24 protein-coding genes and 1 tRNA gene are annotated in these 24,289 nt (G+C 64.7%); 15 read left to right on the forward strand and 10 right to left on the reverse strand.

Features of this window, described 5'->3' with window-relative positions:
* The first annotated feature begins 73 nt into the window (after positions 1–73).
* Entirely contained in the window at positions 74–742 is a 669-nt protein-coding gene (locus AC3WQM_RS06075) for an HAD family hydrolase (protein WP_489059651.1), read from the forward strand.
* 28 nt (positions 743–770) lie between these two features.
* Here AC3WQM_RS06075 and AC3WQM_RS06080 read toward each other — a convergent pair whose 3' ends face one another.
* The 5 genes from AC3WQM_RS06080 to AC3WQM_RS06100 form a co-directional block, all read right to left on the reverse strand.
* The gene (locus AC3WQM_RS06080) at positions 771–1,772 is read right to left on the reverse strand and encodes an isopenicillin N synthase family dioxygenase (RefSeq protein ID WP_492677331.1); all 1,002 of its coding nucleotides are present in this window, start codon (positions 1,770–1,772) and stop codon (positions 771–773) included.
* Positions 1,769–2,512 carry an amino acid ABC transporter ATP-binding protein gene (locus AC3WQM_RS06085; protein ID WP_062469108.1) on the reverse strand — a complete coding sequence of 248 codons (744 nt, stop codon included), beginning with the start codon at positions 2,510–2,512 and terminating at the stop codon, positions 1,769–1,771. The genes AC3WQM_RS06080 and AC3WQM_RS06085 overlap by 4 nt, the downstream gene beginning before the upstream one ends.
* Positions 2,509–3,219: an amino acid ABC transporter permease gene (locus AC3WQM_RS06090; protein WP_095946444.1), complete on the reverse strand. Its 711-nt coding sequence runs from the start codon at positions 3,217–3,219 to the stop codon at positions 2,509–2,511. The genes AC3WQM_RS06085 and AC3WQM_RS06090 overlap by 4 nt, the downstream gene beginning before the upstream one ends.
* A 13-nt stretch (positions 3,220–3,232) precedes the next feature.
* The gene (locus tag AC3WQM_RS06095; RefSeq protein ID WP_056578440.1) at positions 3,233–3,928 is read right to left on the reverse strand and encodes an amino acid ABC transporter permease; all 696 of its coding nucleotides are present in this window, start codon (positions 3,926–3,928) and stop codon (positions 3,233–3,235) included.
* 121 nt (positions 3,929–4,049) lie between these two features.
* Positions 4,050–4,877 carry an ABC transporter substrate-binding protein gene (locus tag AC3WQM_RS06100; RefSeq protein ID WP_062469113.1) on the reverse strand — a complete coding sequence of 276 codons (828 nt, stop codon included), beginning with the start codon at positions 4,875–4,877 and terminating at the stop codon, positions 4,050–4,052.
* Positions 4,878–5,068: 191 nt separating this feature from the next.
* Between AC3WQM_RS06100 and fabV the strand changes: the two genes are divergently transcribed.
* From fabV to AC3WQM_RS06120, 4 genes are all read left to right on the forward strand, one after another.
* On the forward strand, positions 5,069–6,265 hold the full coding sequence (fabV, locus tag AC3WQM_RS06105; protein WP_492677332.1) for an enoyl-ACP reductase FabV: 1,197 nt from the start codon (positions 5,069–5,071) through the stop codon (positions 6,263–6,265).
* A 26-nt stretch (positions 6,266–6,291) separates the two neighbouring features.
* The gene (locus tag AC3WQM_RS06110; RefSeq protein ID WP_447741765.1) at positions 6,292–6,711 is read left to right on the forward strand and encodes a group II truncated hemoglobin; all 420 of its coding nucleotides are present in this window, start codon (positions 6,292–6,294) and stop codon (positions 6,709–6,711) included.
* Between the two features lie 31 nt (positions 6,712–6,742).
* Positions 6,743–7,966: an NAD(P)/FAD-dependent oxidoreductase gene (locus tag AC3WQM_RS06115; RefSeq protein ID WP_492677333.1), complete on the forward strand. Its 1,224-nt coding sequence runs from the start codon at positions 6,743–6,745 to the stop codon at positions 7,964–7,966.
* A 111-nt stretch (positions 7,967–8,077) separates the two neighbouring features.
* Positions 8,078–10,183, forward strand: a complete 2,106-nt coding sequence (locus tag AC3WQM_RS06120; protein WP_492677334.1) for a bifunctional 2',3'-cyclic-nucleotide 2'-phosphodiesterase/3'-nucleotidase — start codon at positions 8,078–8,080, stop codon at positions 10,181–10,183.
* A 132-nt stretch (positions 10,184–10,315) separates the two neighbouring features.
* On the opposite strand, the gene AC3WQM_RS06125 is transcribed toward AC3WQM_RS06120, so the two are convergent.
* Both AC3WQM_RS06125 and radC read right to left on the reverse strand, forming a co-directional pair.
* Positions 10,316–10,978, reverse strand: a complete 663-nt coding sequence (locus AC3WQM_RS06125; protein ID WP_492677335.1) for a Smr/MutS family protein — start codon at positions 10,976–10,978, stop codon at positions 10,316–10,318.
* Positions 10,978–11,655 carry a RadC family protein gene (gene radC / locus AC3WQM_RS06130; RefSeq protein WP_095946449.1) on the reverse strand — a complete coding sequence of 226 codons (678 nt, stop codon included), beginning with the start codon at positions 11,653–11,655 and terminating at the stop codon, positions 10,978–10,980. Before radC ends, AC3WQM_RS06125 begins: the two co-directional genes overlap by 1 nt.
* A 107-nt stretch (positions 11,656–11,762) precedes the next feature.
* Here radC and AC3WQM_RS06135 point away from each other — a divergent pair, with 107 nt between their 5' ends.
* The 7 genes from AC3WQM_RS06135 to AC3WQM_RS06165 all read left to right on the forward strand — a co-directional run bounded on the left by AC3WQM_RS06135 (position 11,763) and on the right by AC3WQM_RS06165 (position 17,143).
* Positions 11,763–12,206: an FKBP-type peptidyl-prolyl cis-trans isomerase gene (locus AC3WQM_RS06135; RefSeq protein ID WP_062469447.1), complete on the forward strand. Its 444-nt coding sequence runs from the start codon at positions 11,763–11,765 to the stop codon at positions 12,204–12,206.
* The gene (gene ispH / locus AC3WQM_RS06140; protein ID WP_095743996.1) at positions 12,203–13,171 is read left to right on the forward strand and encodes a 4-hydroxy-3-methylbut-2-enyl diphosphate reductase; all 969 of its coding nucleotides are present in this window, start codon (positions 12,203–12,205) and stop codon (positions 13,169–13,171) included. The genes AC3WQM_RS06135 and ispH overlap by 4 nt, the downstream gene beginning before the upstream one ends.
* Positions 13,172–13,176: 5 nt before the next feature.
* A complete protein-coding gene (locus AC3WQM_RS06145) occupies positions 13,177–14,133 on the forward strand; it encodes a threonine/serine dehydratase (RefSeq protein ID WP_492677336.1) in 957 nt (318 codons plus the stop codon).
* Between the two features lie 63 nt (positions 14,134–14,196).
* Positions 14,197–15,528 carry a serine--tRNA ligase gene (serS, locus tag AC3WQM_RS06150; RefSeq protein ID WP_492677337.1) on the forward strand — a complete coding sequence of 444 codons (1,332 nt, stop codon included), beginning with the start codon at positions 14,197–14,199 and terminating at the stop codon, positions 15,526–15,528.
* 57 nt (positions 15,529–15,585) lie between these two features.
* Positions 15,586–15,675: transfer RNA gene (locus AC3WQM_RS06155), tRNA-Ser, on the forward strand.
* Positions 15,676–15,842: 167 nt separating this feature from the next.
* Entirely contained in the window at positions 15,843–16,289 is a 447-nt protein-coding gene (locus tag AC3WQM_RS06160) for a hypothetical protein (RefSeq protein WP_492677338.1), read from the forward strand.
* A gap of 281 nt (positions 16,290–16,570) precedes the next feature.
* Complete coding sequence (locus AC3WQM_RS06165) at positions 16,571–17,143, forward strand: hypothetical protein (protein WP_492677339.1); 573 nt, start codon at positions 16,571–16,573, stop codon at positions 17,141–17,143.
* A gap of 17 nt (positions 17,144–17,160) precedes the next feature.
* Here AC3WQM_RS06165 and AC3WQM_RS06170 read toward each other — a convergent pair whose 3' ends face one another.
* Positions 17,161–17,409 (reverse strand): helix-turn-helix domain-containing protein, encoded by a 249-nt coding sequence (locus AC3WQM_RS06170; protein WP_492677340.1) that lies wholly within the window; start codon positions 17,407–17,409, stop codon positions 17,161–17,163.
* 301 nt (positions 17,410–17,710) lie between these two features.
* Here AC3WQM_RS06170 and AC3WQM_RS06175 point away from each other — a divergent pair, with 301 nt between their 5' ends.
* Positions 17,711–18,382, forward strand: coding sequence for a hypothetical protein (locus AC3WQM_RS06175; RefSeq protein ID WP_492677341.1), 672 nt, complete (start codon positions 17,711–17,713; stop codon positions 18,380–18,382).
* 8 nt (positions 18,383–18,390) lie between these two features.
* Entirely contained in the window at positions 18,391–19,932 is a 1,542-nt protein-coding gene (locus AC3WQM_RS06180; protein ID WP_492677342.1) for a site-specific integrase, read from the forward strand.
* Between the two features lie 263 nt (positions 19,933–20,195).
* Here the strand turns inward: AC3WQM_RS06180 and AC3WQM_RS06185 are convergent, their stop codons facing one another.
* Positions 20,196–21,011 carry a Tle-like phospholipase domain-containing protein gene (locus tag AC3WQM_RS06185; protein WP_492677343.1) on the reverse strand — a complete coding sequence of 272 codons (816 nt, stop codon included), beginning with the start codon at positions 21,009–21,011 and terminating at the stop codon, positions 20,196–20,198.
* Between the two features lie 1,269 nt (positions 21,012–22,280).
* Between AC3WQM_RS06185 and AC3WQM_RS06190 the strand changes: the two genes are divergently transcribed.
* Positions 22,281–22,994, forward strand: coding sequence for a restriction endonuclease (locus AC3WQM_RS06190; protein WP_492677344.1), 714 nt, complete (start codon positions 22,281–22,283; stop codon positions 22,992–22,994).
* 531 nt (positions 22,995–23,525) lie between these two features.
* On the opposite strand, the gene AC3WQM_RS06195 is transcribed toward AC3WQM_RS06190, so the two are convergent.
* The gene (locus AC3WQM_RS06195) at positions 23,526–24,266 is read right to left on the reverse strand and encodes a GntR family transcriptional regulator (protein ID WP_492677345.1); all 741 of its coding nucleotides are present in this window, start codon (positions 24,264–24,266) and stop codon (positions 23,526–23,528) included.
* Positions 24,267–24,289 lie beyond the last annotated feature (23 nt).

The raw sequence follows: 24,289 nt of genomic DNA on the forward strand, positions 1-24,289 counted from the left end.
CCGTTTCTCGAAACAAGGGGCCGATGGCCCCTTTTTTCATGGCCGCCGCGTCGCTCGCTTAGGATTCGCCTCGATGTTCACCGCCGCCATTTTTGACATGGATGGGCTGCTGATCGATTCGGAGCGCCCCATCATGGCCGCCTGGATCGCCGCGGCCCGCACGCTCGATGTCGAGCTTTCGCACGCCCAGTACCTGCAATGCGTGGGGCTGGCCATGAGCGAGTCGAAGCAGATCCTTGCCGCGCTGCTCGGCGGCCCCGCCGCCTACCAGCACGCGGCGACGCAGGTGACCGCCGCGCTGCAGCTGGAGCGCGCCGACGGCGACGCCCGGCCGCTCTTTCCCATCAAGCCCGGCGCGGCCGAGCTGCTCACCGCCTTGCGCGGGCGCGGCACGCGCTGCGCGGTCGCCTCGTCGTCCACGCGCGGCCAGATCGCGGCCTGCCTCGGCAGCCTCGACGTGCTCCATCACTTCGAGGCCTTCGCGGGCGGCGACGAGGTGGCGCGCGCCAAGCCCGACCCGGCGCTGTACCGGCTCGCGGCCGAGCGCCTGGGCGTGGACCCTGCGGCGTGCGTCGCCTTCGAGGACAGCGAGAACGGCGCCAAGGCCGCGCTGGCCGCCGGGATGCGCGTGGTGGTGGTGCCCGACCTCAAGCACCCGCCCGAGGCGATCGTCGCGCAGGCCTTCCAGGTGCTCGATTCGCTGCACGACGCGATGCCGCACGTGCCGCGCTGGTTTCCCTGACGAAGTCAGGGCCCGTGTTCAGTTCAGTTCAGAGCACTTCGTCCCGCAGCTGCGGGAACACCTTCGACACCTTGGCCAGCAGGTAGTCGCCGTAGCGCCCGCTGAAGGCGTGCACGTTGGCGCGGTCCCAGCGCTCGGCGCTGTCGTCCAGCGCGTCGGCGCCGGCCAGGCCTTCGATGCGCTGCACGCGGGCCTCGAAGTTCGGGTCGAAGAACAGCGGGAACGACAGCCGGTCGCGGCCCGAGGTGTTGCGCTTCACGCGGTGCGGCGTCGACTTGTAGAGCCCGCCGGTCATGCGGTCGAGCATGTCGCCGATGTTGCAGACGAAGGCGCCGGGCACCGGCGGCGCATCGATCCAGCCGCCCGGCGTGTGCACCGCGAGGCCGCCCACGGTGTCCTGGTGCAGGATCGTGAGCAGGCCGTAGTCGGTGTGCTCGCCCACGCCCCATTGCACGTCCAGTCCTTCGGGCACGGCCTGCGTCGGGTAGTTGAAGAGGCGGAACAGGATCAGCGGGTCGGCCGTGTAGCGTTCAGCGAAGTAGCCCGCAGGCAGGCCGAGGCTCAGCGCGATGCCTTCCATCAACCGGTGGCCCAGCTGCGTGACGGCGTCCATGTACGCGAGGATGGTCTCGCGAAAGTCCGGCACGTCGGGAAAGAGATTCGGCCCGTGCACCGGCGTTTTCGCCTGCACCAGCGGGTGGTCGGCGGGCAGCTCGGTGCCCAGGTAGAGGCCTTCCTTCCAGTCGGGGCGGCCCGAGGTCAGCTCGCCGCCGCGCGGGAAGAAGCCGCGCCAGGCACGGCCGCCCAGGGCCATGCGCCATTGCATCTTGGTTTCCTCGGGCAGGTCGAAGAAGCGGTGGCTCAGGTCTTCGAGCCGCTGGATCAATGCGGCATCGACGCCGTGGCCCGTGACATAGAAGAAGCCGTGCGCGCGGCAGGCGTCGCCGATCTGCGCCGCCACGCGTGCGCGTTCGGGCGTGCCGGCCACCAGCGGCGCGACGTCGATGAGGGGGAGGGAGGAGTCGGTCATGCGTCTCTCGAAAAAGGCGAACGGATGTCGGACAGGAACTGCTGCGCACGCGGGTGCTGCGGGCGGTTGAAGAAATCGTCGGGCGTGGCGCGTTCGAGCACCTGGCCCTGGTCCATGAAGAGCACGCGGTCGGCCACCTCGCGCGCGAAGCCCATCTCGTGCGTGACGCAGACCATGGTCATGCCGTCGCGCGTGAGATCGCGCATCACCAGCAGCACCTCGCCGACCATCTCGGGGTCGAGCGCGCTGGTGGGCTCGTCGAACAGCATCAGCGGCGGCTTCATGGCGAGCGCGCGCGCAATGGCCACGCGCTGCTGCTGGCCGCCCGACAGCTCGCCGGGCCAGGCATTGGCCTTGTTGGCCAGGCCCACGCGCTCCAGCAGCGCCATCGCGCGCGCGTCGGCCTCCTTGCGCGACAGGCCGTGCAGCTGCATCGGCGCCATGGTGCAGTTCTGCAGCACGCTCAGGTGCGGGAACAGGTTGAACTGCTGGAACACGAAGCCGATGCGCGAGCGAAACGCGTTCACGTCCAGGCCGGGCGCGTGGATGTCCTGCCCGTCGAGCGTGATGCGGCCCGACTGGATCGGCTCCAGCCGGTTGAAGGTGCGGATCAGCGTCGACTTGCCCGAGCCCGAGGGCCCGCACACCACGACCACCTCGCCCTTGTGGATGGTTTCGGTCACGTCGACCAGCGCGTGGTAGCTGCCGTACCACTTGTTGACTTGTTGGAGTTCGATCATGCGGGCACCTTGAGGGTCGCGGCGGGAAGGCCGCGGCGCGCGAGCCGGCGCTCCAGCCAGTAGGCGAAGCGCGAGAGGCCGAAGCACAGGATGAAGTAGGTCAGGCCCAGGATCAGGTAGATCTGCGCCGGCTTGGTGAACACCTGCGTGTTGATCTGCGTGGCAATGAACGACACCTCGGCCAGTCCGATGATGTAGCCCAGCGAGGTCTCCTTGATGGTCGAGACGAACTGGTTCACCAGCGAGGGCAGCATGCTGCGCAGCGCCTGTGGCAGCACCACGAGGCGCATCGCGCCGAAGTAGCTCAGGCCGAGCGCGCGCGCGGTTTCCATCTGCCCGCGCGGCAGGCCCTGGATGCCGGCACGCACGATCTCGGCGAGGTAGGCGGCATCGAAGATCACCAGCGCGATCAGCATGGTGGTGAACTGGTCGGTCTTCACGCCCGTGACGCTGGGCAGGAAGAAGTAGGCCCAGAAGATCACCATCAACAGCGGCAGGCCGCGCACCACGAACACCAGCGCCGTGACCGGCCAGCGCACGCAGCGCCACGGACTCACGCGCGCCAGGCCGAGCACGATGCCCAGCGGCAGCGCCAGCACCAGCCCGCACGAGGCCAGCAGCAGCGTGAGCACCAGGCCGCCGAGCGGGCCGTTGGGATATTGCCCAATGAGGAAGTAGACCCAGTAGTCGTGGATGATTTCGAGCATCAGCGCGCCGCCTTCAGATGGTCCGCACCGGGAAGCGGTGGTGGTACCAGGTCGCCAGGCCGGTGATGGCCAGCGACACCGTCAGGTACGCCGCACTCGCGAACGCGAACGACTCGAAGCTGCGGAAGGTCGCGCTCTCGACCTGCCCGGCCTGGTACATCAGCTCGGCCACGCCGATCACCGTGGCGATCGAGGTGTTCTTCCACAGGCTCAGCGTCTGCGAGATGAGCGGCGGCACGGTCACGCGCAGCGCCTGCGGCAGCACCACGCGGCGCATGGTGGCCAGGAAGCTGAAGCCCAGCGCGCGGCCGGCCTCGAACTGCACGGCCGGGATCGAGCGGATGCCGCTGCGAATGTCCTCGGCCATGAAGGCCGCCGTGTACAGCGACAGCGCCACGATCGCGCTGTAGGCCTCGATGTGGCCTTCATAGAGCCAGGTCTTCAGGCCCTCGGGCAGCAGCTCGGGCGCGCCGAAGTACCAGAACAGCATGTGGGCCAGCAGCGGGATGTTGCGGATCGATTCCACGTACGCAAAGCCGAGCCAGCGCAGCGGCGCGAGCGGCGAGAGCCGCAGCAGCGCCACCACCAGCGCCAGCGGCAGCGCAAAGACGAGCGAGACCGCGAGCAGCTGCAGCGACAGCCACAGGCCCGCGACCAGCATGTCGTGGTACTGGCCGGTGAGCAGCAGCGAATAGTCGAACAGGGGCATGGGAAACGGGAGGCACGGCGAAAGGCGCCGGGGCGCACATGGTACGCATGCGGGCCGTGCCGCTCAAAAGCGAAGGGCGGGTCGCATGGCGGCCCGCCCCTGGTGTGCCGAGCGCGCGGGCTCAGTCGATCTTGTCGGTCTCGAGCTTGAAGTCGCGGGTCTGGAAGCCCGATGCCGTGTTCGGGCCGTACCACTTCAGGAAGATCTTCTGCGCCTCGCCCGACTTCTCGAGTTCGCGCAGCGTGTCGTCCACCACCGTCTTCAGGCCGCTCTCGCCCTTCTTGATGCCGATGGCCAGCGACTCGGTGCTCAGGTTCTGCTTGAGCACCACGTACTGCGCCTTCTGCGGGCCCAGCTTGGCGTAGCTGCGCAGCAGCGCGGCCTCGTCGTCGACGTAGCCCACGCCCTTGCCCTGCTGCAGCGCCTGGAAGGCCTGCTGGCTGGTGTCGAAGGTCACGACCTCGGCGGTGGGCACGGCCTTGCGGATGTTGGGTTCCTGCGTGCCGCCGCGGATGGTCAGCACCTTCTTGCCGCCGAGCTGCGGCACCTCGGTGATGCCGCTGGTCTTCTTCACGATGGCCTTCTGGCCGGTGACGAAGGTGGTGAGCGAGAAGTCGATCTGCGCCTCGCGCTCCTTGTTGTGCGTGAGGCCGGCGGCCACCAGGTCCACGTGGCCCTGTTGCAGCTCGGGAATGCGCGCGGCCACGGCGATCTGCTTGAGCACCGGCTTCACGCCGATCTTTTTCGCGATGGCGTTCACCAGGTCGACCTCGTAGCCGACGATCTGGCGCGTCTTCGGATCGATGAAGGTGGCGGGCTCGTCGGTGCCGAGCACGCCGACCACGAGTTCGCCCTTCTTCTTGATGTCGGCGAGCTGGTCCGCATGGGCGGCAACGCCGGTCAGCAGGGCGGAAGCGGCAAGGGCCGCGGCAAGCAGGGTGTGGCGCATGGTGGGGATCGTCCTCTCTCCAGAGTGAAATTCAGGCCGGAACCATATCAATAAAACCCAAGATTATTAAATCGTCAATCGACATATGCATATGGGGCTGATGAATCGGCCTATTGCCGGCTGGGTTAAATTCGCGACGCCGCGACGTGCCCCGCCGCCGTCCCCCGAATGTCTTACCGAGCGAGCTTTTCATGATCATCCAACCCCGCGTGCGCGGCTTCATCTGCGTCACCACCCAACCCGTGGGCTGCGAAGCCAATGTCCGGCAACAGATCGCGTACGTCAAAGCCAAACCCCCCATCGCGGGCGGCGCCAAGCGCGTGCTGGTGATCGGCGCGTCCACCGGCTACGGCCTGGCCGCGCGCATCACCGCGGCCTTCGGCAGCGGCGCCGACACGCTGGGCGTGTGCTTCGAACGCGCGGGCAGCGCGACCAAGCCCGGCTCGCCCGGCTGGTACAACACCGCCGCCTTCCACCGCGCCGCCACGGCCGAAGGGCGCTACGCCAAGACGATCAACGGCGACGGCTTTTCCGACGCGGTGAAGCAGCAGGCCATCGAGACCATCCGCGCGGACCTCGGCCAGGTCGACCTCGTGGTCTACAGCCTGGCCGCGCCGCGCCGCACGCACCCCAAGACCGGCCAGGTCTTCAACTCCGTGCTCAAGCCCATCGGCAAGGCCGTGACGCTGCGCGGCCTGGACACCGACAGCGGGACCGTGAAGGAATCGGTGCTCGAGCCCGCCACGCAGGAAGAGATCGACAACACCGTCGCCGTCATGGGCGGCGAAGACTGGCAGATGTGGATCGACGCGCTGCAGCAGGCCGGCGTGCTGGCCGACGGCGCCAAGACCACGGCCTTCACCTACCTGGGCGAGCAGATCACGCACGACATCTACTGGAACGGCTCCATCGGCGCCGCCAAGAAGGATCTGGACGAGAAGGTGCTGGACATCCGCGCGCAGCTGGCCGCCAAGGGCGGCGACGCGCGCGTGTCGGTGCTGAAGGCGGTGGTCACGCAGGCCAGTTCGGCCATTCCGATGATGCCGCTGTACCTGTCGCTGCTGTTCAAGGTGATGAAGGCCGAAGGCACGCACGAGGGCTGCATCGAGCAGGTGCACGGCCTGTACGCCGACAGCCTGTACGGCGCCACGCCGCACCTGGACGACGAAGGCCGCCTGCGCGCCGACTACAAGGAACTGGCGCCGCAGGTGCAGGCCCGCGTGCAGGAACTCTGGCCGCAGGTCACCGGCGAGAACCTCAACGAGCTGACCGATTTCGCGGGCTACAAGACCGAGTTTCTGCGCCTGTTCGGCTTTGCCGTCGAGGGCGTGGACTACACGGTCGACGTGAGCACCGATGTGGGCATTCCCGATCTGATCCAACTCTAGAGCGGCCCGAGGGGATACTCGCTTTCATGCAGATTCAAGACAAACCGCCCGCCGGCACGCCCTTCGAGTGGATCGGCGGCGAGCCGAAGGTGGCGGCGCTGGTCGAGCGCTTCTACGACCTGATGGACCTCGAGCCGGCCTACGCGCAACTGCGCGCCGTGCACGGCACCGACCTGGACAACGCGCGCCAGCGCCTGTTCTGGTTCCTGTGCGGCTGGCTCGGCGGGCCCGCCCACTACACCGACCGCTTCGGCCACCCCATGCTGCGCGCGCGGCACCTGCCGCAGGCCATCGGCGGCCACAGCATCGGCATCAAGGAACGCGACCAGTGGCTGGCCTGCATGGACCAGGCGATGGGCGAGACCGGCGTGCCCGAAGACCTGCGCGCACGCCTCAGGGACTCCTTCTTCAAAACCGCCGACTGGATGCGCAACCGCGGCGAGTGACCCGACAACGATTCCCGAAAGACTGTTCTCCATGAATTCCATCGTCATCATCGGCGGCGGCCACGCCGCGGCCCAGCTCTGCGCGGGCCTGGCGGAAGCCGGGCAGGGCGCGCGCGTGCACCTGGTCTGCGAAGAGGCCTGCGAGCCTTATCACCGTCCGCCGCTGTCGAAGGCCTTCCTCAAGAGTGCCGACGAAACCACGCAGCCGCACAAGGCTGCCGACTGGTACCGCGAAGCGGGCATCACGCTGCACCTGGGCGACGCCGCCGTGGGCATCGACCGCGAGGCGCACACCGTCACGCTGCGCTCGGGCGCGGTGCTGCCGTGGGAGCGCCTGGTGCTGGCCACCGGCACGCGCGCACGCCAGATGCCTGGCCTGCCGCAAGGCCTGGAGAACGTGGCGAGCCTGCGCGCCGCCGACGAAGCACATCGCCTGCGCACGCGGCTGGCGGATGCGCAGCAGGTCACGGTGCTGGGCGGCGGCTTCATCGGCCTCGAAGTGGCGGCCACCGCGCAGGCGCTGGGCAAGCGCGTGCAGGTGATCGAGTGCGCGCCGCGCCTCTTGGGCCGTGCCGTGTCGCCCGAGCTGTCGGCGCACGTGCTCGCCACGCACCGCGCGGCCGGCATCGACATCGTGCTGGGTGCGCAGACCGGCGCCTTCGAGGTCATGGGCGACCGGCTCGTGTCGGTCGAGGTCAACGGCGTGAAGCAGCCGATCGACCTGCTGCTGCTGGGCATCGGCGCGGTGCCCGAGACCGCGCTCGCGCAGGCCGCGGGCCTCGAGTGCGCCGACGGCATCGTGGTCGACGGCCACATGCAGACCAGCGCGGCCGACGTGCTTGCGGTGGGCGATTGCACGCGCTTCCCCGACCGCCGCGCGGGCCGCGTGCTGCGGCTCGAATCGGTGCAGAACGCGAACGACCAGGCACGCACGGCCGTGGCCACGCTGACCGGCGCGGCGCGCGATCACGACGCGGTCGCATGGTTCTGGTCCGACCAGGGCGGCCTGCGCCTGCAGATGGCGGGCCTCATGCCGGCCGAAGGCACGCCGGGCCTGTCGAGCGTGCGTCGCGCAGGGCCAAAGCCCGAAGCGTTCTCGCTGTTCCACTACGTCGACGGCCAGCTCGTGTGCGTCGAATCGGTGAACGCGCCGGTCGATCACATGATGAGCCGCAAGCTGCTCGAAGCGGGCCGCAGCCCCGCGCCCGAGGCGGTGGCGGACGCGGCGGTACCACTAAAGAATCACCTGGCGTAAATCTGACGCAACGGCTGTCGCAACGGCGCTGCACGACAGGCCCGGATTCACCGGTCTGTCACCCGGCTTTCGGAGACTGGTCCTTCCTCATATCCGCAGGGAGACCTCTCGATGAACAACGCAGTGGCCGCGTCGCTGGCGCGCCTCGCCCCCATGTCCACCTGTGCCGCCGTCCTGGCCGCCGTGCTCACCGCCTGTGGCGGTGGCAACGGAGGCGGCACCACGTTCCCCCCGATCGTTCCGCCTCCTGCGCCCGCGCCTGCCCCGGCGCCCGTGGCCGCCGGCACGCGCGCCACGGTCGCGCTGCTCGAAACGACCGACCTGCACTTCAACGTGCGCAGCTACGACTACTTCAAGCTCGCCGAAGACAAGTCGTACGGCTACGAGCGCACTGCCACGCTCATCAACGCCGCGCGCAAGGAGTTCGCGAACACGATGCTGTTCGACAACGGCGACACCATCCAGGGCACCGCGCTGGCCGACTACGAAGCGCTGGTCAGCCGCATCCCGTGCACGCAGCCGCTGTCGATCTACAAGGTGATGAACGCCACCGGCTTCGACGCTGGCACGCTGGGCAACCACGAGTTCAACTACGGCCTGGACTTTCTCAACCAGGTGCTCGGCGGCGGCCTCGATGTCGAGGGCGTGGACGGCAGCAAGAAATGCGCGGGCCCAAGCTTTCCGATGGTGGTGGCCAACGTGCACAGCCTCAAGAGCGGCAAGCCGCTCGTCGCGCCGTACACCATCGTCACCAAGCAGTTCACGGCCACCGCGCCGGATGGCAAGAGCGTGACGGTGCCGGTGAAGGTCGGTGTGATCGGCTTCACCACGCCCGGCATCATGAACTGGGACAAGCGTTTTCTCGAAGGCAAGCTGCGCACCGAGGGCGCGGTCGAAGCGGCCAAGCGCTACGTGCCCGAGCTGCGTGAGAAGGGCGCCGACATCGTGGTCGCGCTGCAGCACGGCGGCCTCGACGCCTCGCCGTACTCGCCGACGATGGAAAGTCCGGGCCTGTACCTGTCGAAGGTGCCCGGCATCGACGTGCTGATGATGGGCCACCAGCACGGCCTGTTCCCCGACCGCGGCGCCAAGCCCGGCTACACGCAGCCCGGCGTGGACAACGCCGCCGGCACCGTCAACGGCGTGCCGGCCGTGATGCCCAGCTCGTGGGGCAAGGCGCTGGGGCTCGTGAAGCTCGAGCTCGTGTGGGACGGCAAGGCCTGGGGCGTGGACAAGAGCAAGACGCTGGTCGAGGCGCGCTCCACGCAGACCGGCAAGGACGGCGCGGGCAAGGCCGTGTACGTCGACGCCGACCCGAGCGTGGCACCGCTGGTCGACACCCAGCACCAGGCCGCGATCGACTACGTGAAGACGCCCATCGGCAGCACCGACTTCCGCATGAACACCTTCTTTGCCGACGTGGGCGACCCGGGCGCGATCCAGATCGTGAACCAGGCCCAGGCCGACTACGTGAAGACCTACATCCAGGCCAGCCTGCCGCAGTACGCCGGCCTGCCGGTGCTGTCGGTGAGTGCGCCCTTCAAGTCGGGCTTCGAGGGCGGGCGCGACTACACCGACGTGGCCGTGGGCAACCTGGCGATCTTCAGCGCCGCCGACCTGTACCTGTACCCGAACACGGTGTACGCGGTGAAGGTGACGGGCGCCGAGATCAAGGGCTGGCTCGAGGCCGCGGCCAAGCGCTTCAACAGGATCGACCCGGCGCTCACGACCGACCAGCCGCTGATCAGCACCTTCCCGGGCTACAACTTCGACATGTTCACCACGCCCGACATGCAGTACGAGATCGACGTGACGCAGGCCGTGGGCAGCCGCATCAAGAACCTCATGTACCTGGGCGCGCCCATCGACCCGGCGAAGGAGTTCGTGATTGCCACGAACAACTACCGCGCGACGAGTGGTGCGAGCTTCATTCCGGCGCTGGACGGGCGCGCGACGATCTACGCCTCGCCCGATGCGAACCGCGACGTGCTGATCGCGTACATCAAGGCGAAGAAGACGATCACGCGCGCGGCGGACGGCGCGGCGCGCAGCTGGCGCTTCACCAAGGTGACGACGGCGGGGAATGTGACGATCACGTCGGGGCAGGGGCAGTTGAGTGCTGCGACCGATGCGGGACTGGCGAACATCTCGCTGCTCAAGGCGGACGATGACAGCGGCAAGGGCCGCTCGGTCTACAAGGTCGACCTGAGCAAGTGACCTGAACTTCTCCCTCCCCCGCTGGGGGAGGGCAGGGGTGGGGGCACGCGGCCTCCAACGCTGTGCAGCCTCGAAGGCCGCGTGCCCCCATCCCGACCTTCCCCCGGAAGGGGAAGGAGCAAGGCACGCAAGTCAGCGCCGCACGGGCGCCAGCAGCACCACCAGCGCCCCGGCCCCGCCTTCGGCCGGCTTCGCTTGCACGAACGCAATCACCTCGTTCTTCTGGATCAGCCAGCGCTGCGTCTTGGTCTTGAGCACCGGCTGCTTGCCGGGCGAGCCCAGGCCCTTGCCGTGCACCACGCGCACGCAGCGCAGCCCCTGCTTGTGCGCATTGCGGATGAAGCCACCGAGCGCCTCGCGCGCCTCGTCGCTGCGCAGGCCGTGCAGGTCGACCTGCCCCTGGATCGACCAGTCGCCCTTGCGCAGCCGCGCCGTGATGTCGGTGCCGATGCCGGGGCGGCGAAAGCTCATGGCGTCGTCGACGTCGAGCAGCGTGGTCACGTCGAACTCGTCGGACAGCGATTCGCGCAGCACGCGCTGCTCGTCGAGCTGGTGCTGAAACGGAATGGGCGCGGGCGGCTCGGGCGCGAGCGGCACCGCGGCCTTGCGGCGCAGCGGTTCGGTGGCGCCGATGGCGCGCGTGAACAGGTCTTTCTCGGCAGCGCGCTTGCGCTCGGCTGCGGCCCGCGCGGCGGCCTCGGCGGCTTCGCGCTCGCGGGTTTCGGCGAGCACGCGCTGCACCTGCTTGAGGTCAGCGAGGGTTTTCAGGGCGGGAGGACGGGAAGAAGAAGCCATCAGATCAGTCCCCGTTCCGCCATCGAGAAGCTCTGGCCCGGGCTCACGATGACGTGGTCGAGCACGCGCACGTCGACCAGCGCCAGCGCGGCGCGCAGCGTCTGCGTGAGCGATTCGTCGGCGCGCGAGGGCTCGATGCTGCCGCTGGGGTGGTTGTGGGCCAGCACCACGGCCGCGGCCTGGTGGTGCAGGGCGCGGGTGACGACCTCGCGCGGGTAGACGCTGGTCTGCGTGAGCGTGCCGCGAAACAGCTCCTCGAGCGTGAGCAGGCGGTGCTGCACGTCGAGGAACAGCACTGCGAACACCTCGTGCGGGCGCGAGCCGATGTGCATCTGCAGGTACTGCTTGACCGCCTCGGGCGAGTCGAACACCGTGCGCTCCTTCAGGCGCTCGCCCATGGCGCGGCGCGCCAGTTCGAGCACCGCCGTGAGTTCGGAGCGCTTGGCGCTGCCGCCCATGCCCTTGACCGCCTTGAGGTCATCGGGCGCGGTGTGCAGCAGCCCCGACAGTCCGCCGAAGCGCTCGAGCAGTTGCTGGGCCAGCTGGAGCACGTTCTTGCCGGCCACGCCGGTGCGCAGCAGCAGCGCCAGCAGCTCGGCGTCGGCCAGCGCGGCGGCGCCCCGCGCGATGAGCTTTTCGCGCGGCCGGGCGTCGAGAGGGAGATCCTTGAATGCCATGAAACCCTGCAGAAACCTGGGCCGGGGCGAGATGTTGCCCCGATCCTTAAAATGAGGGCCAGTTTATCGGGACACCTCCCTCGTCTTTGCCCACCTTCGCTGCACCCATGTCCCAAGTTGTGACTTCCGGCTCCTTCCTGACCCTGCACTACCGGCTGGCCGGTCCGGCGGGCGACATCATCAACACCTTCGCCGACAAGCCCGCCACGCTGTCGCTGGGCACCGGCGAGCTCTCGCCGGCCATGGAGCAGCGCCTGATGGGCATGGAAGAGGGCGCGCACGCCACCTTCGAGCTGCCCGCCGGCGAGGCCTTCGGCGAGCGCAACCCCGACATGCAGCAATGGGTGGCGCGCAAGCTGCTGGCCCAGATGGGCGACCCCGACGAGCAGTACGCCGTCGGCGACGTGGTGCAGTTCCCCACGCCCGACGGCTCGGGCAGCTACGCGGGCGCGGTCGTCGAGTCGAACGAGACCGGCGTGCGCTTCGATTTCAACCACCCGCTCGCCGGGCAACCGGTCACCTTCGAAGTGAAGCTGATCGGCGTGCTATGAACCCGAACATCGAAGAAGTCCTCCTGGCCGAGCCGCGCGGTTTCTGCGCCGGCGTGGACCGCGCCATCGAGATCGTCGAGCGCGCCCTCGCCAAGTTCGGCGCGCCGATCTACGTGCGCCACGAGATCGTGCACAACACCTACGTGGTGAACGAGCTCAAGGCCAAGGGCGCGATCTTCATCGAAGAGCTCTCCGACGTGCCGCCCGGCTCCACGCTGGTGTTCAGCGCGCACGGCGTGAGCAAGGCCGTGGAGCAGGAGGCGCGCGACCGCGGCTTCTCGATCTTCGACGCCACCTGCCCGCTCGTGACCAAGGTGCACGTCGAGGTGGCCAAGCTCGCCAAAGAGGGCTACGAATTCATCATGATCGGCCACAAGGGACACCCCGAGGTCGAGGGCACGATGGGGCAGCTGTCGAGCGGCATCCACCTCGTGGAAGACGTGGCCGACGTGGCCAACGCGTCGCCGCTGCAGACCGAGAAGCTCGCCGTGGTCACGCAGACCACGCTCAGCGTGGACGACGCCGCCGAGATCGCTGCCGCCGTGCGCGCGCGCTTTCCGAACGTGCGCGAGCCCAAGCAGCAGGATATTTGCTACGCCACCCAGAACCGCCAGGACGCGGTGAAGATCATGAGCCCGCAGGTCGACCTCGTGATCGTGGTCGGCAGCCCCACCAGCTCCAACAGCAACCGCCTGCGCGAGCTGGCGCAGCGCCTGGGCACCGAGAGCTACATGGTCGATTCGGCCGACGAGCTCAAGCCCGAATGGTTCGAGGGCAAGTCGCGCATCGGCCTCACCGCCGGCGCCTCGGCGCCCGAGGTGCTGGTGCACGAGGTGATCGAGCGCGTGCGCGCCTTCGGCGCCGTGTCGGTGCGCAAGATGGACGGCATCGAGGAAACCATCAAGTTCCCGCTTCCCAAGGGCCTCAAGCTCGACGACATCCCGCCCCCTGGGCACATCTCCTGAACATCATGAAAAACACCGATTGGCGCCCCGACATCGAGAGCGCCTCCCGCAGGCTGGGCGAACGCGCCGGCCATTTCCTGCGTGAAACGCCGCTGTGGAAGCTGCCGGCCGCCGCCCTGGGCGTGGCCGCGCCCGGCGCCGAAATCTGGCTCAAGCTGGAGCACATGCAGGTCAGCGGCAGCTTCAAGGCCCGCGGCATGATGAACCGCCTGCTGGCCAACGACATCCCCGCCGCGGGCGTGATCGTGGCCTCGGGCGGCAACGCCGGCATTGCCACGGCGGCCGCCGCCAAGGCGCTGGGCGTGCCCTGCCAGGTGTTCCTGCCGGGCGTGTCGCCCGAAGCCAAGCGCGCGCGCCTGCGGGCGCTGGGCGCCGAAGTGGTCGTGGTCGGCGAGTTGTACCCCGACGCGCTGGCCGCCTGCCTCACGCGCCAGAAGGAAACCGGTGCCTTGCTCACCCACGCCTACGACCAGCCCGAAGTGGTGGCCGGCGCCGGCACGCTCGGCCGTGAGATCGAGGCGCAGGGCGGCCTGCCCAACGCCGTGCTCGTGAGCGTGGGTGGCGGCGGCCTGATCGGCGGCCTGGCCGGCTGGTTCGAGCAGCGCGCCCGCGTGGTGGCGCTCGAGCCCGAAAAGGCCCCGACGCTGTTCCGCGCCCGCGAGGCCGGCGAGCCGGTCGACGTGGACGTCGGCGGCATCGCGGCCGATTCGCTCGGCGCGCGCCGCATCGGCGCCATCGCCTGGGAGATCACCCAGCAGCAGGTGCGTGACGCGCTGCTGCTGTCCGACGACGCGATCCGCGCCGCCCAGCAGTGGCTCTGGAAGGAGCTGAAGCTCGCCGTGGAGCCGGCCGCCGCGCTGCCGTTGGCGGCGCTGCAGACCGGCGCCTACGTGCCGCGCGAGGGCGAGAAGGTGTGCCTGATCATCTGCGGGGCGAACGTCGATCCGGCCACGGTCGCCTGAGTCGCCGCAGGCGTGCAAGCGGGGAGAGCGGGCGCGGGCCGGGCGCCCACCTAAAATCTCCCCATGCTCGACATCACCCTGCTCCGCAAAGACCTGGCCTCCGCTGTGGCCGGCCTCGAAAAACGCAAGAAGAACCAGCCCTACCTCGACGTCTTGGCGTTCACCGCGCTCGAGGCCGAGCGCAAGACGCTGCAGACCCGCACCGAGGAAATCCAGGCGCGCCGCAACACGCTGAACAAGCAGATCGGCCCGCTCAAGGCCAAGGGCGAGTCGGTCGACGCGCTCATGGCCGAGGTCAACGCGCTCAAGGCCGAGCAGGAATCGCAATCCAAACGCCTCGAGGAAATCCAGCCCGAGCTGCACGCACTGCTGCTGGCCGTGCCCAACCTGCCACACGCCAGCGTGCCGCTGGGTGAAGACGAAGCCGGCAACGTCGAGATGCGCCGCTGGGCCCCGAAGGGCGGCGCCGGCGCCAACGCCACGCCGCTGGCCTTCGCGCCCAAGGACCACGTCGACCTCGGCGCGCCGCTGGGGCTCGATTTCGAGATGGGCGCCAAGCTCTCGGGCTCACGCTTCTCCGTCATGAAGGGCCCGATCGCCCGCCTGCACCGCGCGCTGGCCCAGTTCATGGTCGACCTGCAGACCGAACAGCACGGCTACACCGAGTGCTATGTGCCCTACGTGGTCAACGCCGCCACGCTCAGCGGCACCGGCCAGCTGCCCAAGTTCGAAGGCGACCTGTTCGCCGCGAAGAAGGGCGGCCAGGACGGCGAGGCTGCGCCCGACCATTCGGCGCTGTACCTCATTCCCACCAGTGAAGTGCCGCTGACCAACTTCGTGCGCGACGAGGTCGTGGCCGAGGCGCAGCTGCCGATCAAGCTCACGGCCCACACGCCGTGCTTCCGTTCGGAAGCCGGCAGCGCCGGGCGCGACACGCGCGGCATGATCCGCCAGCACCAGTTCGACAAGGTCGAGATGGTGCAGATCGTGCACCCCGAGAAGAGCTACGACGCGCTCGAGCAGATGACCGGTCACGCCGAAGCCGTGCTGCAGGCGCTGGAGCTGCCGTACCGCGTGGTGCTGCTGTGCACCGGCGACATGGGTTTCGGTTCCACCAAGACCTACGACCTCGAGGTGTGGCTGCCCGCGCAGAACACCTACCGCGAGATCAGCTCGGTGTCGAACTGCGAAGCCTTCCAGGCGCGCCGCCTGCAGGCCCGTTTCAAGAACGCCCAGGGCAAGAACGAGCTGGTGCACACCCTCAACGGCTCCGGCCTGGCCGTGGGCCGCGCCCTGGTCGCGGTGCTGGAGAACCACCAGAACGAAGACGGCTCGATCAACGTGCCGGCGGCGTTGCGTCCGTACCTCGGCGGCCTCGAAGTTTTGCGCGGTTGAAGCGCAGGGCGTCAAAAGTCAGATTTTTCTGGCTATAATCTGAGGCTCGACAGCACCGGAGAGGTGGCAGAGTGGTCGAATGTACCTGACTCGAAATCAGGCGTACTAGCGATAGTACCGAGGGTTCGAATCCCTCCCTCTCCTCCAAATATGCTTGCAAGCTATTGATTGGTAAAAGATTTTTAGCTTACCACTCCTGAACTAGCAAAGCTACTATCAAAAGCCGCAGTGATTTTCACTGCGGCTTTTTTTTGCTTTGGAGCGATGGTTGTCACTGCTATCGTCGTCGTCTTTCCATTTCCAGCGAGACGAGCATGAGTGCGCCCGAATCGGCCAGCGAATCATTTGAGGCGAAAGAAGCCCTGGCAATCGTTGCATCGCCTCGTTACGAAGGTGCGCTGGTCGTCGGCGACGTGACGTCGGGCTGGGGGATCTTCGAAGCAAAGGTTGATTCGCTGGTGTTGAAGGGGACCACCTTGGAATTCGACATCAGTGGTGAAGACACGGTCGGTGGAAAGTTCGATGTTCAGGGCGCCGCGAGGCACGATCCTTCATCGAGGCGTTACGTTTGCCCGGAGGCCGGGCGTCGATATCACAAGACTCCTACCCAGATCAGACCGACCGAGTTCTCCTTTGCCGCTCGAGAGGTCGCAGATGGTGACGAAAAGCTGTGCTATCTGAGTTTTGAATGGGAGGATCTCTCCGGTAAGTGGACTGCGCACGGTCTGCTGGAGATTGCCTCTAACCAACTCGCTCGATGAATGAAGTAGCCTCCCGCACGGCGCTGCCTGGCAAAGTTATTTAGTCGCCCCCCCACTGGCCACAGGCGGCTATGATTTGGTTGTCAAAGTGCTGTTTTCGCTCGCCGAAGCCAGGTTTTGACCGAGCGCACAGCAGTGCAACAGACGCGAACTGAAGCCCTGAGCTTCAATCTCGCAGACCTTCTCCCTTCCTCTTTGCATTCCCTTCCGCGGCCAATGGCTGGCAGGTCGGGCCGCTGCATGGGCGCTCGCTTCTTCAATCAACAAGGAGCTTCTTTCCTATGGCAACCAAGACCAAGAATCCAGTCGCAACGAAAGCTGTGAAGTCCGCAACCTCCCCCAAGAGCGCTACCACGGAGGGGGGCTTGCCTGAGGGGTTCGTCTCGCCATTCACCCGGGTCGAGATGCAGCCGAACATCCGCATCGATGACGGCTTGAGTTGCATCGCGATGATCACGAACCAGCCGTTGGACACGATCATGAACGATGCCATTAAGCACGGCCTGGCACCGCATGGACCGGACTGGCCGTATGCGCCGACCCTAGCCGCCATCCTGCGGCAGTACGGCTTCAAGGCAGAAGAGAAGGAATGCGCCACCATCGATGCGCTGCCGGACGTGGCGCTCATCACGGCGCTGTACAACCCAGCGAAACAGTTTGGCCGTTGGATCTTGTGGCACCACGTCAGGGCCACGGAGAAGGTCAAGTCCTTCCACTACGTCATCGACCCGGCGTACTTTGTCGAGCCCAAGTATTTTGTGACAACCGAGATTCAGAGGCTAATCACGCCGAAGTCGCCGATCTACTACCTAGAGATCACGCCGACAGTGGCCGTGAAAGGAAAGGCGAAGTAGGCGGCAGCTCTGGCGACTCAGGACCGCTTTGCGGGTTTCTTGACGACTCGAATCTTCCGCGTTGGCAATGGCGCAACCAACTCCGCGAGTGAAATGCCGAGTCCTCCCGCGATGCGCCAAGCGTTGTACAGGGTAACGCGGCGTTCAGCGCGTTCCACAAAGCCAATGAAGTTCGGATCCAACTCTGCGTAGGTTGCCAGATCGAGTTGCGTCATTTCCTTTTCCAGGCGCCGAGCACGAATAGCTTTGCCAAGAAGAACGCTCATCTTGTGGATCTCTTCTTTGGCTGCTGCTGCCTCGGTCTCTTCGGCAGTGGTCGTTTGTGGAGCTTTGGATGAGGGGGAAGACGCAGTCGACATTGCGCGCAGTCTTCATGTCCGATCCACTCGAGTGAACTCACTAGTCGTAGTTTTCTGGCAAACTCAAAAACTACGACTAGTAATTCAGAAAAAAGACGCTTGGAACAGCAACTTCAGCCGGCGCGACAAAGCCATCCCTTGCGCTCAGCGGGCTCAGGCGGCCTGGGCCAATCGGGCAAAGCTCACAAAAACCATGGAGAAGACATCAATGAAGTTCCAACTACGCCCGCAGGAAACCGTCCTGTTCGAGGGCGACGGCACCTGGCTAAAGAGCAAGGTCAACGTGAAGGAGACTGAAGTCGTCGTTACAAATGAGCGACTGGTCATCGCCGCCAGTGGGCAGACCATCGAGAAAGCCGACATTGCGTCCGTGACCGAAGGCAAGCACGGCTTTGCACCCAAGATCGTGTTTACGCTACGCACCGGCGCTACGGTCACCCTGATGGCCGCAAACGTCCATGGTTTCAAGGCGGCGGCGTTCATCCTGGCTGGTCAGGAGGAGGGTGGCTCGATGCCCGCCGCGCCGGAGTTGTCGCAGGTCAAGAACGGTACAGCCTGGGTTGCTGCACTCGGCCCGCTCTTTACCGCAATCATCGTGGCTGTCCTTGCAGTGCTGTTCTGGGGCAACCCAGACAACTGGGGCTGGCTCACGCTGATTCAGATCTTCCTGCTGCGTGTGGCACTCATGTGGCTGTTCCTGCGCATCGACTACTTGTCACTGCAGAAGCAAGGCCATGCGGTCAAGCAGCTTGGTCTAGCCGACCCCATCACGCTGCCGTACTACCTCTTCAGCCGGGCAAAGGTCTTCGGGCATAGCAAGTTGTACGGTATTACGTGGTGCGTGCTCCTCGCCCTCGACATCCTGCTGGTGTTCGCGTGAGGCCCGCTATGTTGATTCGAGCTACTTTGGTCGCGAGTCTTGCAGCGTTGGCGGCATCTGTGTTCGCGCAGACACCTCAGTTCAGCTGTCCCATCCGCCTGGAGCTTCTGACCGAGATAGACGGTGCGGGTGTGGGCGGGCTGGACAGAATCATCTACGGCGTGCGTGCGCGCGACTGGAAGCCCGAGTTCCTCGACCAGGCGCTTCGCCGCTATGAGGCATGCCAAGCCGCTGCGCCCGGTCCACAATCCCTCAAAGATGCTGAGCGTGCCGATGCTTTGCGACAGTTCCAGTTGTTCAAGGGCTCGCTGCAACAACGCGACCAGCTGGTGGCCCAAGAAGCCCGGCAAGCCAGTGCCCAGATCGCGGTGGCTCAGAGCGGCGCGGCGCAGATCGGCCAGCGTGATGGCGCGCTGACGTGGGCCTATGTGCAGCGGCGCGCCGGCAGCGCGTCAGATGAGTCCCCGTTCACTATCACGTGCGCCGAGCCGAACCAACTGCCCCGCGACCTTCTGACGCTGTCACCGCAAAGTCAACTGGAGTTGCCGAAGTTCTACGCCGCCTGCGTTCAAGCTCAGCAGCTTGTCAGTGGCCCGAGCGCGACCCTGTTCAAGGAAAGCATCGACGAGCTTGCCCGAGAGCGTCAGGCGCAGGCCGGGTTCCTCGCCGGCGTGCGCACCTTGGTGGCTGCACCACCGCAACAGCAGACCCACCAGAGCGTGTCGGCGCTGGAGAATGCCAATCGCTTCCACTCGAGCAGCGAGCCTGCGGTGAACGCCGCAGCGAAGCAACTTGCCACGCTTCGACAGCAGGTCGATGCTCGGGAGTGCTCGGCGCACGGCAAGCAAGCCGGCATTCCCGAAGACCTGCTGAAGGCCCAATACCTCATCGAGTGGGCTACGCCGGCACCGCTTGTCGGGATGGCTTGCGTTGCTGCGCGCAACGGAGTGCCGTTTCGGTTCAGCGCGAAAAGCTTGCTGTCCAAGGACAGCTTCGAGGTCAGGGGCACGCCCAGCGTCAAGGTCGTCCTCGGTCGGCAGGACACGGCCGAAGGCATCGCGCTGCTGGTGCCGCAGGAAGGCACGGTCCAGGGCAAGAGCGATGTTGTGAGGCACGAAACTGGTTGCGATCTGCTGATTCGGAAATCGAAGACCGATCAGCGAGGCGAGGGACAGATGGTGTTCGTTCCGATGGCGAAGTCCAAGGACAGGTGTCCTGTCTTGGCATTGAACGCATGGTTGGAGATGGCGGAGATCACAGGCGGACCGCTGTTTCGACAGGTCAGCCGCCATGACTACTTGGTGGGCGATCGAGGCCTGACTCCGCAGGCTGTAGCGCAGATAGTGCAAGCGGCTGTTAAGGCGGCGAGAGGTCCGGATGCGGCGGCCGAGTGTGCGGCGCATTCATTGCGAGCTGGATTTGTGACGGAGGCGGCGGCGAGTGGCGTGCCAGTCAGCGAAATCATGGGTGTAACGCGACATACGTCCGTCGCCACGCTTTATGTCTACATACGACCCATCGAGAAGCGTCGAGTGCGGAGCTTGCTCTAAGAGCGGCTAACAAAACCATGTCATCGTCAAACACCTGATCGGCGTTTGACGCTGCAGTCAGAGCCTTTAGCCCCGAAACCATTCCTCTATCTACCAGAGGAGTGGCGGCGTCAGGTGCGATTTTTAGCCCACGAATACGAAGAACTTCGTCCGCCGAAGCAGCGAGCGAGAGCAGCACAGCTATTGCAAATGCAATGCCTTTGAAAATCTTCATTTCACCTCCCAGCAACTACCGTTTTCCAAGATTTATCGAGGATCGATTTTCAGTCGAGATAACACCTTACCGACAAATTGATGCTATTCGCGAACTCTTTGAGCGCGGGATCATTACTACAAGCAAGAATCCCTTCTGCCAAAAGGTCGCTTCGATGCGAATTTCTTCCAGAATAATCGAAATGAGTTTCGGTCACCTGATCAGATGAAATTTTCTTGAGGAAGATTGGATGGTGAAGCCTTACTTTTTGCAAGATATCATCTTCCTGAAATATTGCGATTCGCTCGGCAGGTTTATTATTCCCTTTGGTGCCATCAAAAACTCTCGGGGATGAGTTGAACACAACGGCGTCCACCCCTTCCCAGAATGACACGGAAAGAGCCAGTCCTCCCCCGAGAGAATGCCCAGAAAGAGAGACGACCCTTTGGGGATGTTTTTTAATATATTCCCTCACGTGTTTTTTTGCACTTTTGTACGGAATCGATACGCCGAGCATCAAATTCCCCGTTGTCCAATCTATTTTCTCCTTGGTCCCCTTGAACGCAAATATTGTTCGATTTGAGTTGGCATCCTCCCAGATGTCGAATTGCAGATTGGAGAAAAAAGCACCAAGAAAGGTTTTGGGGCTGTAGGAATTTTTCTTGGCATCAATACCTTCCCCGTTTTCATCAACCTTTCTCCATCCTAATTTTTCCAGTGAAAAATAGGTTTTCTCCACGTCATCTGCATAGGCGTTTGACGCCATCATCGCGTACACCGCAATCTGATCAATATTCCTTGATTGAAGAGATACCTGGGCAATGACGGTCGAGGAAGGAATAATCACAAGTGCTGCAATGAGCGCTTTATGGATTAGCTTGAGCATCGTTGACTCCTTCTGGTTGCAACTGGTCGACTCGCCCGTGCCGCTTCGGTGCCACGCTCGCGAAGGCAACTGCACGTGCGGCCTGCCGCGCTAGCATCGAATGCTGTCGGAATAGACGCAACTGTATCTGGCGGAGGCGAAAGCGACCAAGATGGTCGCGGCGCAAAAGCACAGGAGCCTGCGGAAATCCATGACAGCCCGATCAGGTCGGTCTCGGCGTCATCCTAGATGTGCCATCTTGCGGTGTCCTCCCCTGTTTGAGGGAGGATCGGCCAAAAGCCGACGCTCGTAGGTCCTTTAGACTTCGCCCGATAGTGGGTATTGAATGGCCCACTTGCCCCCACAATTACCTCCAATGCCTTTGCCCAAGATGTGAATAAGGCGAGATTGCCGCAATGGCAATCAGATGCGGCGGCGCTGGGCTGTTCGTTTGCGAGGAGTGCGAGGCGACTTGGTTCGTCGAGTCCGCGATTGGGACGAAGCCCTTCGTGGACCTCGGTACCCATCTGCGAAGCTTGGGGCTCGCACCACTGTGGGACGAGCTTGACGCCCGAGTTCCATAGGCTCGACTCGGCCAAAGGGCTTCACTCACACGAGAGCGTCGATAGCGGACATCAACGAACAAGGGAGGGAGCATGTGGCATCAGAGCACCGTGTACGGAGCCATCGACTGCTTCAGAGGGCGACGTGGTGACGTCGACTCGTTGAATCTAGCAGCCGTCGCGTCCCTACCCGAAACCGATGAGCGCCCCTTATTGGTGTGTGGAATGTTCTCGGTACCGCAGAGCGATCGAGTGACTATCGACTACACGTATCAACCAATCCATCTCGCGGCATCACTCGAGGAGGCTGAATTTGATTGGCCAACATAGTTAGAGACGTTCGAGCAGCTCCTCGCCGAGCCGCCGAGATAGCTCATCGAGCTTCACTGCAATAGCATCTGTCGTGAAATCGCTTGGGAAATTGCCAGCAGGACGCTCGTGAACACTTATTTGGAAACTAGGCCCTGCCGCAGGGATCAACACCGGCAGGCGCCAGCCTCAGCCGGTGAAATGACGGCTAGGTCATCGCGAGCACTTCTTCATCTACAGGAGACGCCAATTGTCGATTTGGGTGCACGGGGAGCAAGGAGCTACACCGTCGATTGGAGAAATATGCGGCGCGCACTGTCGCTTTTGCAAGACTCAACTCGTCAGAGAAGAGATCGAAGACCGATGGATTGGTGTGTCAAATACGTACGAGCGACAGCATCGGGAGTACATCCTTGCCATGGCAGAGTGCCACGGCGATTTCCTCCTTCGTGATCTGGAGTACAGAGCCCCCCCTCGCGAGGAGCCTGCCTGCCTCTGCATCTGCCCTGTGTGTGGCTGGTGGAATGTCTCCAAGGAAATCTACCTGGAAACACGCGCGAGAAGCTGGTTCGTCGAGTTCGGCGCAGCCGCTTCGCTGCGCAAGTTTGGCGACATTGATATCTGGGCTCCTGTGAATGAAGTTCGGCAGTACTTGGCCGCTAGATACGAGAAGCGCTACCTCGTGAATCCCCGCTGCTTCGAAGAAGTCGTAGCTAGCGTATTCGCTAGCCATGGCTTCGATTCCGAAGTGACCCAGTATTCGTCGGATGGAGGCATCGATATCATCCTGCGCGACGCCGCGAATCAGGTGACTGCAGTCCAAGTCAAGCGGCATAGAGGCGCAATCGAGGTTTCAGCGATTCGGGAGCTTCTCGGTGCGATGGTCCTCAATGGCCATACCCACGGTGTATTCGTCACAACATCCAGATTTCAATCCGGATGCGAGGAAACCACCAAGAGAGCGTCTCGCCTAGGGACAACAATGCAACTCGTTGATGGAGCCGCTTTTCTGAGACATCTCCGTCAGGCCCAGCTTCATGATTTTTTTCACTATCGGACGTTGATCGGCAACGAAATCATCCAATCGCTGGAGCTTCAATTCGGCGGCGAATATCACGAAGGCTCCCTCTGATCATGCGACGCCACCATGCATGACGGCAACCCTATCCTGAGCAATCAGATCCGGACGATGCGAACTCAGATGCGAGGATTGCGAGATATGCGGCTTGAACATCCGGCGCGTGTACACGCATCCCTTCAGGATGCATCGAGCCATTCGCCAAGTTGTGTTGAATGGCGCCGGGATGCGGCAGGTCTTGCTATAAGTGCCCAGTCCCGCACAGCGCGTGTAAAGCGCTCGCATGAGAACCTCCTGACGGTTGATGGGGGCCGCAGGCAGTCCTCGTCATCGAACTCTAGTAAGCGTGCTTCGGGGGCGTCGCCGCCCTCTGCCACATTCCGGGGTGCTCGCAGGACTGCGGGCCCAACTACTGAACGGTTTCGCAACACCAAGCAAACGCCGACCTCGTCAGCAGTGCCGGGCTCAATCCTATGACCTGCGTCATCGATCGCCAGCCACGATCCACGCTTCATGCCCCGGGGTCGGACCCGTCCAACGGCGAACTGCTGAGTGGATGTCTAGAGGTCGAAACGGAGACTTTTTTCAGGCCTTGGCGCGCCCGTTGGCGCGTGACTGCTTCTCCAGCTCCTGCGCAATGGTGGTGGCGATGTCCACCATCCGATGCATGTGCCGCTTGGCAAAGTGCTCCGCGGCATCCGGGTCGCCGTGGTCGAGCGCGCGTGCGATGTCCAGGTGATCGGACATGTTGCTCTCCCAGTGCGCCTTGCTCAGGTCGCGGAAATAGATCGTGTGCAGGATCGGGTAGTTGAACTGGTCAAGCAGGTTGCCGATTTCGGGGATGCCCGACATCTCGTTGATCGCGCGATGGAAGCGACCGTTTTCCCGCCGGTGGTTCTTCTCGCTGCCCTGGGCGAGCTGGTCCTCGATGTCGCGCATCAGCTGATGCACGATCTCCCGGTGCCCGGGCATCGCGATGCGCTCGGCCGCCGCACGCGCACCCAGCCCCGAGATCACCTCTCGGATCCTGAACTGCGCCACGATTTCCTCGCGTGACGGCGTGGCCACCGTGGCCCCGCGGTTCGGCTCGAGCACGATGAAGCGATTGATTTCCAGGCGGCGCAGTGCTTCACGCACCGAGCTGCGGCTGACGCCCAGGTCCTGGGTCAGGTCCGCTTCCACCAACCGCTGGCCGGGCTTGTACTCCCCGTCGACGATGCGCCGCGCCACCTCGGCCATCACGTAGTCGGTCACGCTCCCGCCCGGCTCCCGGCGCTCCTCGGGTGGCAGGTAGAAGGGGACGATCGACGCTTTGTCAGTGCTCATGGGCTCTCCGTGTCGCGCCGATT

The sequence above is a fragment of the Variovorax sp. FW301-JW7 genome (assembly GCF_058788795.1).

What these genes read in the sequence shown, in the direction of transcription:
- AC3WQM_RS06075 (WP_489059651.1), top strand. Translation starts at nt 74, where the DNA reads ATGTTCACCGCCGCCATTTTTGACATGGATGGGCTGCTGATCGATTCG.
- AC3WQM_RS06080 (WP_492677331.1), bottom strand. Translation starts at nt 1,772, where the DNA reads ATGACCGACTCCTCCCTCCCCCTCATCGACGTCGCGCCGCTGGTGGCC.
- AC3WQM_RS06085 (WP_062469108.1), bottom strand. Translation starts at nt 2,512, where the DNA reads ATGATCGAACTCCAACAAGTCAACAAGTGGTACGGCAGCTACCACGCG.
- AC3WQM_RS06090 (WP_095946444.1), bottom strand. Translation starts at nt 3,219, where the DNA reads ATGCTCGAAATCATCCACGACTACTGGGTCTACTTCCTCATTGGGCAA.
- AC3WQM_RS06095 (WP_056578440.1), bottom strand. Translation starts at nt 3,928, where the DNA reads ATGCCCCTGTTCGACTATTCGCTGCTGCTCACCGGCCAGTACCACGAC.
- AC3WQM_RS06100 (WP_062469113.1), bottom strand. Translation starts at nt 4,877, where the DNA reads ATGCGCCACACCCTGCTTGCCGCGGCCCTTGCCGCTTCCGCCCTGCTG.
- fabV (WP_492677332.1), top strand. Translation starts at nt 5,069, where the DNA reads ATGATCATCCAACCCCGCGTGCGCGGCTTCATCTGCGTCACCACCCAA.
- AC3WQM_RS06110 (WP_447741765.1), top strand. Translation starts at nt 6,292, where the DNA reads ATGCAGATTCAAGACAAACCGCCCGCCGGCACGCCCTTCGAGTGGATC.
- AC3WQM_RS06115 (WP_492677333.1), top strand. Translation starts at nt 6,743, where the DNA reads ATGAATTCCATCGTCATCATCGGCGGCGGCCACGCCGCGGCCCAGCTC.
- AC3WQM_RS06120 (WP_492677334.1), top strand. Translation starts at nt 8,078, where the DNA reads ATGAACAACGCAGTGGCCGCGTCGCTGGCGCGCCTCGCCCCCATGTCC.
- AC3WQM_RS06125 (WP_492677335.1), bottom strand. Translation starts at nt 10,978, where the DNA reads ATGGCTTCTTCTTCCCGTCCTCCCGCCCTGAAAACCCTCGCTGACCTC.
- radC (WP_095946449.1), bottom strand. Translation starts at nt 11,655, where the DNA reads ATGGCATTCAAGGATCTCCCTCTCGACGCCCGGCCGCGCGAAAAGCTC.
- AC3WQM_RS06135 (WP_062469447.1), top strand. Translation starts at nt 11,763, where the DNA reads ATGTCCCAAGTTGTGACTTCCGGCTCCTTCCTGACCCTGCACTACCGG.
- ispH (WP_095743996.1), top strand. Translation starts at nt 12,203, where the DNA reads ATGAACCCGAACATCGAAGAAGTCCTCCTGGCCGAGCCGCGCGGTTTC.
- AC3WQM_RS06145 (WP_492677336.1), top strand. Translation starts at nt 13,177, where the DNA reads ATGAAAAACACCGATTGGCGCCCCGACATCGAGAGCGCCTCCCGCAGG.
- serS (WP_492677337.1), top strand. Translation starts at nt 14,197, where the DNA reads ATGCTCGACATCACCCTGCTCCGCAAAGACCTGGCCTCCGCTGTGGCC.
- AC3WQM_RS06160 (WP_492677338.1), top strand. Translation starts at nt 15,843, where the DNA reads ATGAGTGCGCCCGAATCGGCCAGCGAATCATTTGAGGCGAAAGAAGCC.
- AC3WQM_RS06165 (WP_492677339.1), top strand. Translation starts at nt 16,571, where the DNA reads ATGGCAACCAAGACCAAGAATCCAGTCGCAACGAAAGCTGTGAAGTCC.
- AC3WQM_RS06170 (WP_492677340.1), bottom strand. Translation starts at nt 17,409, where the DNA reads ATGAGCGTTCTTCTTGGCAAAGCTATTCGTGCTCGGCGCCTGGAAAAG.
- AC3WQM_RS06175 (WP_492677341.1), top strand. Translation starts at nt 17,711, where the DNA reads ATGAAGTTCCAACTACGCCCGCAGGAAACCGTCCTGTTCGAGGGCGAC.
- AC3WQM_RS06180 (WP_492677342.1), top strand. Translation starts at nt 18,391, where the DNA reads ATGTTGATTCGAGCTACTTTGGTCGCGAGTCTTGCAGCGTTGGCGGCA.
- AC3WQM_RS06185 (WP_492677343.1), bottom strand. Translation starts at nt 21,011, where the DNA reads ATGCTCAAGCTAATCCATAAAGCGCTCATTGCAGCACTTGTGATTATT.
- AC3WQM_RS06190 (WP_492677344.1), top strand. Translation starts at nt 22,281, where the DNA reads ATGGCAGAGTGCCACGGCGATTTCCTCCTTCGTGATCTGGAGTACAGA.
- AC3WQM_RS06195 (WP_492677345.1), bottom strand. Translation starts at nt 24,266, where the DNA reads ATGAGCACTGACAAAGCGTCGATCGTCCCCTTCTACCTGCCACCCGAG.